Origin of the sequence: Fibrobacter sp. UWR4 (assembly GCF_003149045.1) — a bacterium.
In the GTDB taxonomy this organism is placed as follows: Bacteria; Fibrobacterota; Fibrobacteria; order Fibrobacterales; family Fibrobacteraceae; genus Fibrobacter.
In genome coordinates this window covers 1-12,782 of record NZ_QGDU01000056.1, presented here as the reverse complement: position 1 = coordinate 12,782, position 12,782 = coordinate 1, and the positions used below count along the sequence as shown (strand labels likewise).

The window sequence follows — 12,782 nt, the reverse complement described above, 5'->3', positions numbered from 1 at the left end:
CTGGAACTCTTCACCAGGATGGCTTCCGCGAAGGACGCCCCCAAGACGAAGGATCCCGTCATTGCGGATGTCTACCGCCGGATGATGGTGAACGCACTCGAGAAAAATTTTATCAAGGAGATTGCAGCAGGTATGGTCACAGAGGCTGAAATCAAGACACGAATCGGAACCGCCCGCCGCGAAGGCCGTGAAGAAGGCCGTGAAGAAGGCCGCGACGAAGCGAGACTGGGTGACGCCGAAGCATTCCTTCGTGATGGTGATTCTGTGGATCGTGTTGCACGCGTTCTCAAGCTTCCCCTTGAAAAAGTGCAGGAACTGGCAGACAAGATTGCCTCTGGGAATGCGAAAAGCTAATTCTATTTCTGAACATTGATTAAAAGGCTCCGGTGATTGTTCATCGGGGCATTTATTATATTTTTGAGAGAAAGTTAGGAGAACATATGACCAAATATCTGTTTATGTTGTCTATCGCAGCTGTCATGTTCGTGGCCTGCGGTGGCGATAACGGCTCCAGCGCTAATGACGACGAAATCGACAGCTCTTCTTCAAGCGCCATCCAGAGCAGTTCCTCTGATGTTAAGTACTCTTCCAGCGCCAAGGAATCTTCTTCCTCCAGCGAAGCCAGGAGCAGCTCCAGCTCAGCAAAGAGCAGCAGCTCTTCCAGCGTCATCCTGAGCTCATCGAGCGAAGGATCCAGTAGCTCGGCTAAGAGCAGCTCCTCTGTTGCTTCTAGCTCTAGCGCAAAGTCTTCTTCTAGCACAGCAAAGAGCAGTTCTTCTGTTGCTTCTAGTTCCAGTGCTAAGTCTTCCTCCAGTTCTGTGAAGATTTCCAGCAGCAGCGAATATGTGCCCTTTGATCATTCTAAATTTCTGGAAAGTTCAAAATACAATGGTGGTGCGTATAAGCAGTTTACCGATGAACGTAATGGCCGTAGCTACTACTACATCACTATTACTGGTAAGGATACCAGCGGTAAAGCCAATACTGTGACAGTCATGGCCGAAAATCTGAATATCGGCGAAATGGTCCGTGGCAGGAAAAATCAAGAAGATGATACGAAGATAGAGCGTTACTGCTATGATAATGATACCACCTATTGTGACAAGTATGGCGGCCTGTACCAGTGGGCCGAAATGATGGCTCTACCCAGCGAGTGCAATACAAAGAGCTGTGCAGACCTGATTAAGGAAAAACACCAAGGAATTTGTCCGACCGGTTGGCGCCTGCAGACCTATAACGACATGTACACTATCGTTAATGCAGATGGTAACAATCATGGCATTAAGGGCGTGCGTTCTGAATATAGGTTTAGTGGCTATAATACTACCGGCTATTCCCTGGTTGGTGCTGGGTATTTGTTTAACCAAAGTTTTAGAAACGTAAATACGGGTACATATTGGTACTATCCTGAGGAATTGAATATAGAAACTGTTAGATCGTCATTTTCTGCAAGTACAAGTACGATTCTTGAATTTGATAACGTTCTGAAAACGCAAGGTTTCTCCGTCCGTTGTGTAATGGTGGAGTAACACCAATCTCCTAAAAAATTTCGCATAAAAAGATTCTCGGGAACCCTCATGGTGAGGGCTCCCATTCCCAAGTTTAACATCACGATACGCAAAGTGCGTATCCAAGGCCCATATTATGTCCAAAATGCAAGTTTCGAGGATGACGTTCTTCGACGCAATCTGCCTTCTTCCTTGTTGCCGCTTTGCTCTTATGCGGGTCCTTGTTCCTGCTGGGCGGTAAAGTGGGCGCAGCATCGTGCCGGTAAAAAATCTTACCAAAGTCGTGTTTCCGTGCAGCGTACGGATAACTGGCTAGAAGAATCCCTCGGCTTTAGCGGTGGGGACGTCTAGCCTAGTTTCCAAAAGTCCATACGATGCCGTAGGCGATTCGCAGCCCTTCAGGAGTATAGCCGGATTCGGGCATGTAAATGCTGTGGTTGAAGTTCTCGATCCTGCTGTAAAGTTCAAAGGTAAGGATCTGCATGCGGGCTTCGAAATCCAGAGCCAGATACTTCTTCATGTATTCCAGTTCGGGGTTTCCGAATTCGTTAATGGTGCAGTCATAGCGGTCGCCAAACCACTGCCAGTCCACACGTACGCTTACGCCTAGGCGGTCCTGGACAAAACGGTTCTGCCAGTGAATGCTTCCCTTGTAGTAAAGGCGGGGTGTGTCCAGAAGGATTCTGTTTCTGTCCAGAGTTTCCCCGCGTTCCAGATAGAATTTCCAGTTGCCAAGCCTAAAACCAACCTGAAGAATCCAGTCCAGGGATTTTACGTTGTCGATGTTTTCCCATCGGTAGACTTCGTCCAGACGGCTGGTGGAATCCACTTCCCCCTCTTTTACCCAGGCGGGTTTAATCAGGTTGTCTGCATTCTCAAAACGGAATCCCAGGCCGTAGAACACATCACGCATCTGCCAGCCTGCATTGAGGGTGGCCCGGTCCCTTTCCTCGAATTTCAAATCCTTGTTGGGGAATGCCAGTCGGCCTGTTTCGCCAAACTTAAGCTGCGCTAGATCCGGGAATCGGTTGTCGTGGCGGTAAGTTCCGTTCAGTCGAAGGTGGAACGGCAACAGTGCCAGTACGTCCACGGAATATGCCTTGGCAAATTCGACCGTGTCCAGAACAGAGCTGTTGCGCTGCATACCTGCCTGCGTTCTAAACAGGAACCAGCCTCCCAAGGTGTCCGACAGCTCCACGTATCCAAGCTCACGGTCCTGCTGGTAGGTCATGGTTTCCTTATGGCTTCCGTCACTGGATCCGTTCAAAAACTCGTAACTAAACTTCAGTGCGGGATTTAGAATCGTATGGTAGGAAACGCCTGCGTTTCCGTAAACGGTCTGGTAGTTGATGGTCTTTGCCGTGTCGTAGAACGTCGTATCCCGGTGAACGTATCCCAGGGTGTCGTAATACTCTTCTACGGAAACTCCCACTCTTGCCAGGGAGTCTTCCTCGATTTCATGTTCGCCGTAGGTAATGTCCGTAGAAATGGTTAGCCCCTTGATGGGGTAGAACTCCACGCCAGCGCCGTAGGTCATTGCCTTGATGTCGATGGTATAAGGGTCTGCAAGGAATGTTCGGATGGACTTGTCCAAAGTATCCAGCTGCACCTTGTGGTTAGTGTTGTCCGCATTTTCCAGGCTAAAGTAGTTTACCTTGGCAAATGCCTTGCCGTATCCAAAGCGCCAGGTCAGGGTGGGCTGGATATGCATGCTGTTCATGGCGATGTTTCTTCCGCCAAAGGGAATCTGGGTTGAGTCGCGACCAAGGGCAAAGTAAGGGGAGTGGGTTACGTTGGTGTAGCTGTATTCCTTGGAATCCACATTGGAGTGGGCGGACAATCCTAAATCCAAGGTGACAGAGTCGGTTATCAAGCGCCTGAAATCCAAGTGCAGCGCGTTTCCGCTAAAGGCGGGCCGCTCCCAGTTCAGGTCGGTAACGGGGGTGTCAACAGCGATGCCTTTTGGTTCTTCCAGCAGGATACCGTTATCCCCGTTCAGGTTCAGGGTGGATCCGTCAAAACTTAAGCGGGTGGTATAGAGCCCTGCCAACTTGCTGGGGTAACGCCTGGAGAGGGTGGCCATGCCCATGGAGCTTGCGTCCAGTTCCGGGTTTCCCAAAATGGATGTTCCCAGAACCCATTCGGATTTCTGGCCGGAAACATCGTAAGTGCGCTGCATGACTTCACGTAGGGGAAGGACCCAACGACCGGCGTCGGTCTCACGAGGTGCAGGGTCAATACCCCAGGGCGTCTTAAAGACGGAGTCCTGGGCGGTAGGACGGGTGGACTTGTCCTGACGAATAATCTCTGCCTGGGTAAAGCCTGCAAAAAACAGTACCAGCAAGAACAGGCACTTTAGTGTAAATATCTGTTGGAGGCGGTCGACCATCGGAAACTACCACTCGGCACGGAACTTTTCGCGACGTTCCCTGAGGGCCTGGACCACCGTATAGGGCATCTTGGTGCAGTTGGGCGGGTAAGTGCCACTTTCCGTATGGAAGTCAGATCCTCCTGTGCCCACAAGCCCGTAATGCTGGGCCATTTCCTTGTACTTGCGTCCAACGGCGCCCTTCTGGGACGGCGTATAGATTTCCATGCCCTGTACGCCCCATTCCACCATCTGCTCAATGAATTCGTCACTGACGCCAGACTTGTAGGGGTGGGCGAGCACTGCAATTCCACCTGCATTTTCAATGAGGCGGATGGTCTGCTGGGGGTTCAGGCCCTTCTTTTCCACGAAGGCGACACAGCCGTCGCCCAGGTACTTGGTAAATGCCTCGGAAAAACTTCCGATATATTCCTCATCCACCAGGGACATGGCGATATGGGGGCGTCCAATGACCTTTCCCTTGCAATAGCTCAGCACCTTTTCGTAGGTAATGTCTATTCCAAGATTGTTCAGCTTCTTGATGATGGCCTTGGCTCGGGTAATGCGCTGCTTGGCAAAATCCTGCAGTTCCATGTTCAGGGCCAGGTTGGTAGGGTCACAGTAGTAACCCAGAATATGGATGTCCTTTCCTTGCCATACAGAAGAAATCTCGATTCCCGGAATAATCTCGAGACCGATGGCCTTTGCAGGTTCAATAGCCAGATTGTAGGAATCCAGGTTGTCGTGGTCCGTAATGGAAATGCAGCGCAGCCCCTTTCTCTTGCATAGGGTCAGCAGTTCTTCCACATCCAGTGTACCATCGGAAAGCTTGGTATGCAGATGGAGGTCCGCATAGCCGCCATTTTCCGTAATGATGGTAGAAAAGCCCTTCTGCATTACTGAACCTCGAAATACTGGTTGAGTAAGGCTGCTTCGGTGGACTTGTCCGGGCGGAGACTCATGTTCAGGAAGGGGTAAACATCTTCGCTGTTAAAGCCTATTCTCACATTTGCGCCGCTGATCTTTGCTAGATACAGGCGGGGGAGGAAATTCTCACCTACGTAGACGCAAATTTCCGGAGCGTACTCACGGATCTTTTCTTCCAGGGTCTCGAATGCGGTTTCCCCATAGCGACATTCCGAATCGCTATAATAGAATGCGTGGCCCTGATGGGTGGCGACGGTAGCCTGTAAGGATTCATGAACACAGAATCTTGTATTCTTGATGATCTTCGGGGAGAGCCCCTTCAGAAATTTAGAGGACTGCTCAATATCCTTGGGCAGGAAAATCAGTGTCTTAGGACATCCCTTTAGCATGTCCGGGAGGACAATGTTCCCGGTTTCTTCGCCCGCACGTTCCCTGAACCATTCGAACAGCTTGACTTCGCTGTAGAATCGCTTAAAGAAGTAACGGAATCGGTCTGCAAAATAAAGAGATGGTTTCACGACTCGAAATATAACTATTTTAACTAAATTTTACTTATGGCAAAATCAAAGTTCTACGCAATTAAGACCCCTACGGAAAGTAAGATTGTTACCACCTGGGCCGAGTGTGAAAAGCTAACCCATGGTGTTAAGGGTGTGCTTTTCAAGTCCTTTGGTACCATGGCGGAGGCTGAGGCCTGGATATCCGGTATGGTGGCTCCTGCTCCCGGCGGTATCCGCGTGTTCGTTGATGGTTCGTTCTCGCCTGGGTTTCCTTACTCCGGCTGGGGCTTTGTGGTGACCGAAAATGACGAGGAAATCGCCCGAGGGTCTGGCATTACGGCCTTTGAGGCGGAAAGTCGAAATATCGATGGGGAAGTGATGGCTTCCTATCAGGCCATGAAGTGGCTGGATGCCAACGATAAGAATGGTGTCATCTGTCATGACTACGAAGGTATTGCCCGCTGGGCAAAGGGGGAGTGGCAGGCCAAGAGTAACATTGCCAAACGGTACGTGTCTGCCGCACAGCCTTACCTCCATCGCGTAAAGTTCGAGAAAGTTGCCGCCCATACGGGAGTGAAATGGAACGAACTGGTGGATAAGTTGGCAAAGGATGCCATCGCCAAGGGCAAGGAAAAGATGAAAAAGTAGAAATCATCACGAAATGTGATGAAATTCAAAACATATAATTATAAGAATTTGAAAAGTTTTATTTACTTTGTGGAATCTTTTTGAAAAACTGCTCTTGGACTTTACAATTCATCCACAAAATCGGGGTTTTCGTCCCGATTTTTTCTTTTTTTTCAAGAAAAACTAGTCTTTTTAGAAAAATTACTTGTATATTCTTACCGAACTTTTTTCTGAAAGGCTTCTTTCGGACGTTTTTCTGTGTGAAACCGTATGGAGAGAGCTTTTATCGGGATAATGATTTATTTGGAGATATAATATGGCAGAAGATTTGCAATACCTTATGGAACGCATCCAGAAAGATGCTGTTGACAAGGCCGAAAATGATGCAGCGGCAATTATTGCTAAAGCTAAGGAAAAGGCAGCCGAAATCGTAAAGGCCGCCGAAGCCGAAGCCCAGGCAAAGCTTGCCAAGGCCGATAAGGACGCAGAAGCATTTACCGAACGTAGCGAACGCACTCTGGAACAGTCCGCACGCGATCTTCTTCTCTCTGTAGGCAAGAATCTTCAGGATATGATTCTTAACCTGCTCTCCCTCCAGGTGGAAAAGTCCCTGGACGAATCTACCGTCAAGGAAATGCTCCTTTCTCTGGCTAAGGGCTACAGCGCCCATGTCGAAGTGGACTTCAGCGAAGCCGATGCCAAGAAGCTCGCTTCTTTCGTTACCGGCGAATTTGCAAAGCAGCTCTCCAACGGTGTTGAAGTTTCCAGCGATAAGGGTGTCAAGTATGGCTTCCGCGTCAAGCTGGACGGTGGCAAGGTCACCCACGAATTTACCGAAAAGGCAATGGCAGACGCTCTTTCTGCATTGCTCCGCCCGCAGCTGGCCAAGGTTGTTAACGCTGCAGCACAGGCAAAGTAATTAAGGCGAATCAATGAGTTCTCCTTCTTATTTAATGGCTTCATTGCCGATGATCAACCTGGGTGACGTTCCGCCCGTGACTATGGATGATTTCCGTAGCCGCTGCGAGGGCGCTCTGGACCAGGCTGAATTGGAAGCATTGAACGCCTTGCTTAACGATGAACCTTCTGACGATGAGTTCGTGAAGTCCTATCAGGCTCACGAAATCCAGATGAAGAACGTTTCCGGAAGGCTCCGTGCTCAGGCATGGGGCCCCGAAGTTCGTTTTGCCGAACGTTCTTTCCCTGGCTACGACGTCACCTTCGCCAAGATGATTTCGGATGCGTTCGCCAAGTCGAATCCTATGGAAAAAGAGCAGGACATCGACAAGGCCCGCTTCTGGCTTGTAGATTCTCTCGCCGGTGTAGGGGAGGGAACCGTAAAGCATGTTTACGCTTACGCTGTAAAGCTTATGATTTGTACGCGTTGGGCCCGCCTTTCTGAAGAGGCCGGCGACGCAGCTGTTATCGAAGTTATTAATGCAAACGATCCTGCCCACGTGCAGGAATGACCGGAGGTCCATTTTCAATGGCTAGTATCGGAAAAATCATCGGCGTCAACGGTAACTTGATTCGCGTCAAGTTCGAAAGCGCCGTATCTCAAAACGAAGTGGCATACGCCAAGTTGCTTTCCAAGAATGCAGAAGGCAAGTCCGAAGTTATCCCGCTGAAGAGCGAAGTCATCCGTATCCGCGGCGACTACGCTGAACTTCAGGTGTTCGAAGACACCACCGGCCTCAAGGCTGGCGACGAAGTGGAATTCACCGGTGAACTTCTTTCCGTGGAACTTGGACCCGGTTTGCTGACCCAGGTGTTTGACGGTCTTCAGAACCCCCTGCCGGAACTTGCCGAACAGTGCGGCTTCTTCCTGCAGCGCGGTAAGTACCTGCCGGCTCTGCCCCGCGACAAGAAGTGGGCTTTTACCCCGGTAGCCAAGGTTGGTGACGTTTTGGTCGCTGGTGACACCGTCGGTACCGTACCCGAAGGCGTGTTCACCCACCGCATCATGGTGCCTTTCAAGGTTCTCGGCAAGGTGACCGTAGAATCCGTCGTTGCCGCTGGCGAACACGTTGTCGAAGACGTCGTCGCAGTAGTCAAGAACGAAAAGGGCGAAAAGATTGAAATCAAGATGGTCCAGACCTGGCCGGTGAAGATGCCTATCAAGGCTTTCGAAGAACGTCTTCGCCCCACCAAGCCGCTGACCATGCAGCAGCGCATTGTGGATACCTTCTTCCCTGTGATGCAGGGCGGTACCTTCTGTACTCCGGGCCCCTTCGGTGCCGGTAAGACTGTGCTGCAGCAGCTCATGAGCCGTTACGCCGACGTGGACATCGTGATCCTCGCCGCTTGCGGTGAACGTGCTGGTGAAGTGGTGGAAACCCTTCGCGAATTCCCTGAGTTGATCGACCCCCGTACCGGTAAGTCCCTCATGGAACGTACCCTTATCATTTGTAACACTTCTTCCATGCCGGTGGCTGCTCGTGAAGCTTCCGTTTACACTGGCGTGACCCTGGCTGAATACTATCGCCAGATGGGCCTGAACGTGTTGCTGTTGGCTGACTCCACTTCCCGTTGGGCACAGGCTCTTCGTGAAATGTCCGGCCGTCTGGAAGAAATCCCCGGTGAAGAAGCCTTCCCGGCTTACCTCGAATCTGTGATCGCTGCCTTCTACGAACGCGGTGGCGTTGTCCGCCTGAAGGATGGTTCCACTGGTTCCGTGACCATCGGCGGTTCCGTTTCTCCGGCAGGTGGTAACTTCGAAGAACCCGTGACCCAGGCTACCCTTAAGGTGGTGGGCGCATTCCTCGGCCTTAGCCGTGAACGTTCCGACCAGCGCCGTTTCCCGGCAATCCACCCGCTGGATTCCTGGTCCAAGTACGAAGGCATCATCGATTCCAAGAAGGTTGCCGATGCCCGCAAGATTCTTGCTGCTGGCGTTGACGTCAACAACATGATGAAGGTGGTGGGTGAAGAAGGTACCTCTATCGATGACTTCATTACCTACCTCAAGTCTGAATACCTGGATGCAGTCTATCTGCAGCAGGACGCATACCACGAAATTGACGCCGCCTGCACTGGCGACCGTCAGAAGTATGTGTTCGGCAAGGTTTATGAAATTCTCAAGACTCCCATGTCCTTTGCAGAAAAGGATGTTGCACGTACCTTCTTCCTGAAGCTCACTCAGGCTACCAAGGACTGGAACCGCGTTGCAATGGATTCCGCAGAATTCAAGGAAATTGAATCCAATATTACTGCTTCCGTGAAGGAGGTAACTGTCAATGCATAATGTTGCTTACCATCGTATTGAACGCATCGCCGGTTCTGTGATCTCTCTGAAGGCAGAAGGCGTTGCCAACCAGGAACTGGCTCAGGTTACTAGCTCTTTCGGTACTTCTCTCGCCCGTGTGATCCGTATTGACGGTGACATGGTTGACCTGCAGGTTTTCGCAGGCGCCCGTGGCGTTTCTACCGATTCCGAAGTCCGCTTCCTGGGCGAACCCATGAAGGTTCCTTATTCCGAAGCTCTCCTTGGCCGCGTGTTTAACGGTGCTGGTCAGCCCCGTGACAACGGTCCGGAAGTCGATGGCGAACGTATCGCAATTGGCGGCCCTTCCGTGAACCCCGCAAAGCGTATTATCCCGAAGACCATGGTCCGTACCGGTATTCCCATGATCGACGTGTTCAATACCCTGGTGGTGTCTCAGAAGCTCCCGATTTTCTCTATCGCTGGTGAACCGTATAACGAACTTCTTGCCCGTATTGCTCTGCAGGCTGAAGTGGACGTCATCGTTCTTGGCGGTATGGGCCTGAAGCACGACGACTACCTGTACCTCAAGGACTTCCTTGAAAAGAACGGTGCTCTTAGCCGTACTGTGATGTTCATGCACACTGCATCTGACCCCATTGTGGAATGCTTGCTGGTGCCTGATGCATCCCTCGCCGTTGCCGAAAAGTTTGCAACCGAAGGCAAGAACGTTCTGGTGCTTCTCACCGATATGACCAACTTTGCTGACGCCATGAAGGAAATTGCCATTACCATGGAACAGATTCCTTCTAACCGTGGTTATCCTGGCGACCTTTACTCTTCTCTCGCTAGCCGTTACGAAAAGGCTGTGGACTTCGAAGGTTCCGGTTCCATTACCATCCTTGCCGTTACCACCATGCCTGGCGATGACGTGACCCACCCGGTTCCGGATAACACCGGTTACATTACCGAAGGTCAGTTCTATCTGCGTAAGGGCCGTATTGAACCGTTCGGTTCTCTGTCTCGTTTGAAGCAGCAGGTGAACGGTAAGACCCGTAGCGACCACCGTACCATTATGAATACCATGATCCAGCTCTACGCTTCTTACAAGGAAACCCTTGAAAAGCAGTCCATGGGCTTTAACATGAGTACTTGGGACCAGAAGTTGTTGAAGTACGGCCAGCGTTTCGAAAAGGAAATGATGGACCTGTCCGTGAACATTCCTCTGGAACAGGCTCTGGATCTTGGCTGGACCATTCTTGCCGACTGCTTCCAGCCCGAAGAAACCGGTATTCCTTCCAAGATGATTAGTCAGTATTGGCCCAAGAAGGGGTAATTAATGGCTAAAGTCAAGTTAACCAAAAACGCCCTCAAGGCGGAACGTGACGCACTGAAGCGCTTCCAGCGCTATCTGCCCACGCTGTTGCTCAAGAAGCAGCAGCTGCAGATGGAAATGCGTACGCTCCAGGAGAGGGTGATGGCAAAGCGCGACGAGGAAGACAAGCTCCGCAAGAGCATGTCCTCCTGGATTTCGCTGTATGCCGAACCTATCGACTGGTCGAAGTACCTGTCGGTGAAGGAAGTGCGCCAGGGCGAAGGTAATATCGCCGGTGTCCGCATTCCTACATACGATGGGGTAGACTTCAATGTGACCATCCCTGACTTCTTTGCTACGCCGGTTTGGCTGGACGACGGTATCCGTAGTCTGCAGGGCCTTATTTCCCTGCGCCTGGAACGCCGCGTTCTGGAACGTCAGTACGAACTTCTTTCTCAGGAACTTCGTACCACAAGCCAGCGCGTGAATCTTTTCGAAAAGGTCAAGATTCCCGAAGCCAAGGATAACATCCGTAAGATTAACATCTTCCTGGGTGACCAGCAGACCTCTGGCGTGGCCCGCAGTAAGCTTGCAAAGGGCAAGTCTACCGCACGTGCCGCTGCACAGGATGCCGCCGCCGCTCAGAATAAGGGGGTAGCTGCATGATTACTCCTATGAAGAAAGTAACCATTCTCTGCCTGGATAAGGAACGCGAGGCTTCTCTTGAAAAGCTCCGCGAGATGGGCATCCTTCACGTTACCCCGCTGGTAAATCCCACGGGCGTAAAGCTGAATGCCGCCAAGTCCAAGGTCATGCGAATCCGCAAGGCTCTCGAAGCAATCCCCGCCAAGGCAGGGAAGGATGCCGTCGCTCTTGACGCATCTATCGCTTCTCAGCCCGCAGTCGAAGCCGTGCATCAGATGGTGCAGGTCAAGAAGGACGCTACGGACGAAATCTCCAAGCTCCATAACGACCTGAACCGCCTTGACAACTTCGGCAATCTGGACCCGCAGACTGTAAAGTCTCTGGAAGAGAGCGGTGTTTTCGTAAAACTCTATGAAGTTGATCCCAGCAAGACTATTTCTGCTGATGATGGTGCCGTTGTGCTGCCCTTCGGTCAGAACCTTACTGGCAATCTTTATGCAGTCATTAGCAAGGGTGAAGCTCCCGCAGCCGTAAAGGATGCTGTGGAACTTCCTCTGCCGTCTATGTCCTTGGCCGAAATGCGCCAGAAGCTCTCCGCCGCCAATGCAGAACTTGCAAAGGCCGAAAAGACTCTGGAAGGTCTTGCTGCCAAGCGTTCCGAAATCGATTCTGAACTGGCTGATGCCGACGAAGAATACGACCTTCAGGAAGCTGCAAGCGGAATGCTGGCTGGTGCAAGCATCGCCATGATTCAGGGCTTTGCTCCTGCGAATCGCATGTCTGAAATCCAGGAAGCAGCAAAGGCAAACGGCTGGGGCGTCCGCGAAGAAGATCCTTCTGACGACGACATGGTGCCCACGCTTTTGACCCACAAGCCCATTGCGAAACCCATGCAGTTCCTGTACGATATTATCGGTATCGTTCCGGGCTACAAGGAAATTGATGTTTCCGCAGTGTTCCTGGCTTTCTTCAGCCTGTTCTTTGCCATCATCGTTGGTGATGCCTTCTACGGAGCTCTGTTCCTGGCTCTCACTATCGTTGCCCGCAAGAAGGCTCCGAAATCCAAGAGTGCAGGCTTTAGCTTTATGTACCTTATGAGTGGTGCTACCATTGTTTGGGGCATCATGAATGCTAGCTATCTCGGTTTGACCCCGGAAATTGCTCCCTGGGTTGCTAATCTTGACTTGGCTAATGCATCCTTCTGCCCCGAGGGTCTGAAGAATGCCATGCATTGGATCCGTCAGTCTTCCAACATGCAGTTCTTCTGCTTCTGCATTGCAGTGGTCCATCTGACTATTGCACACGTTTGGAATGTGATTGTCCAGATCCAGCGTAAGAGTACTACGGCTCTGGCTCAGCTTGGCTGGCTGTTCTCCACCTGGTACATGTTCTTCCTGGCAGGAAACATGGTGCTGGGCGAAAAGGTCCCGGAAGTGTTCAGAAACTTCTTCAGCGGTCCTACTTCCACTCCGATGATCTACGTGCTCATCGCTGGCGTAGTGCTTCTGGTGCTGTTCTCTGTGCCCCCTTCCAAACTCAAGGAAGAATGGATTTCTATTCCTATGCTCGCCTTGAACATCGTGAACAACTTTGTGGATGTGATTAGCTACATCCGTCTGTTCGCAGTGGGCCTTTCCGGTGCTGCCATTGCAGAATCCTTCAGCGAAATGCTTTCGCCTATGTTCGGTTC

The 12,782-nt window shown here is 51.3% G+C and carries 12 protein-coding genes and 1 pseudogene; 10 read left to right on the top strand and 3 right to left on the bottom strand.

What is annotated here, in order from left to right:
* From BGX12_RS14555 to BGX12_RS14545, 3 genes and pseudogenes are all read left to right on the top strand, one after another.
* Positions 1–354 (top strand): annotated as a pseudogene (locus tag BGX12_RS14555) (hypothetical protein); the annotation flags it as partial.
* A gap of 86 nt (positions 355–440) precedes the next feature.
* The gene (locus BGX12_RS14550) at positions 441–1,529 is read left to right on the top strand and encodes an FISUMP domain-containing protein (RefSeq protein ID WP_109736759.1); all 1,089 of its coding nucleotides are present in this window, start codon (positions 441–443) and stop codon (positions 1,527–1,529) included.
* A gap of 93 nt (positions 1,530–1,622) precedes the next feature.
* Positions 1,623–1,859, top strand: coding sequence for a hypothetical protein (locus tag BGX12_RS14545; RefSeq protein ID WP_146196370.1), 237 nt, complete (start codon positions 1,623–1,625; stop codon positions 1,857–1,859).
* A gap of 1 nt (position 1,860) precedes the next feature.
* On the opposite strand, the gene BGX12_RS14540 is transcribed toward BGX12_RS14545, so the two are convergent.
* The 3 genes from BGX12_RS14540 to BGX12_RS14530 are packed head-to-tail and all read right to left on the bottom strand — an operon-like array spanning position 1,861 to position 5,321.
* Positions 1,861–3,852 (bottom strand): putative porin, encoded by a 1,992-nt coding sequence (locus BGX12_RS14540; RefSeq protein ID WP_146196369.1) that lies wholly within the window; start codon positions 3,850–3,852, stop codon positions 1,861–1,863.
* 51 nt (positions 3,853–3,903) lie between these two features.
* The gene (locus tag BGX12_RS14535) at positions 3,904–4,773 is read right to left on the bottom strand and encodes a PHP domain-containing protein (RefSeq protein WP_109736756.1); all 870 of its coding nucleotides are present in this window, start codon (positions 4,771–4,773) and stop codon (positions 3,904–3,906) included.
* A complete protein-coding gene (locus tag BGX12_RS14530; protein ID WP_109736755.1) occupies positions 4,773–5,321 on the bottom strand; it encodes a hypothetical protein in 549 nt (182 codons plus the stop codon). The genes BGX12_RS14535 and BGX12_RS14530 overlap by 1 nt, the downstream gene beginning before the upstream one ends.
* Positions 5,322–5,357: 36 nt before the next feature.
* On the opposite strand from BGX12_RS14530, the gene BGX12_RS14525 reads away from it, so the two are divergent.
* From BGX12_RS14525 to BGX12_RS14495, 7 genes are all read left to right on the top strand, one after another.
* Positions 5,358–5,951, top strand: coding sequence for a viroplasmin family protein (locus BGX12_RS14525; protein ID WP_109736754.1), 594 nt, complete (start codon positions 5,358–5,360; stop codon positions 5,949–5,951).
* 295 nt (positions 5,952–6,246) lie between these two features.
* Positions 6,247–6,849, top strand: a complete 603-nt coding sequence (locus BGX12_RS14520) for an ATPase (RefSeq protein ID WP_073159260.1) — start codon at positions 6,247–6,249, stop codon at positions 6,847–6,849.
* 13 nt (positions 6,850–6,862) lie between these two features.
* Complete coding sequence (locus BGX12_RS14515) at positions 6,863–7,399, top strand: DUF2764 family protein (protein WP_109736753.1); 537 nt, start codon at positions 6,863–6,865, stop codon at positions 7,397–7,399.
* Positions 7,400–7,416: 17 nt separating this feature from the next.
* The gene (locus tag BGX12_RS14510) at positions 7,417–9,174 is read left to right on the top strand and encodes a V-type ATP synthase subunit A (protein WP_109736752.1); all 1,758 of its coding nucleotides are present in this window, start codon (positions 7,417–7,419) and stop codon (positions 9,172–9,174) included.
* Positions 9,167–10,468 carry a V-type ATP synthase subunit B gene (locus tag BGX12_RS14505; RefSeq protein WP_073284313.1) on the top strand — a complete coding sequence of 434 codons (1,302 nt, stop codon included), beginning with the start codon at positions 9,167–9,169 and terminating at the stop codon, positions 10,466–10,468. The genes BGX12_RS14510 and BGX12_RS14505 overlap by 8 nt, the downstream gene beginning before the upstream one ends.
* A gap of 3 nt (positions 10,469–10,471) precedes the next feature.
* Entirely contained in the window at positions 10,472–11,113 is a 642-nt protein-coding gene (locus BGX12_RS14500; RefSeq protein WP_109736751.1) for a V-type ATP synthase subunit D, read from the top strand.
* Positions 11,110–12,782 (top strand): ATPase (locus tag BGX12_RS14495; protein WP_109736750.1); only part of this gene is annotated, 1,673 nt, incomplete at its 3' end. The genes BGX12_RS14500 and BGX12_RS14495, both read left to right, overlap by 4 nt.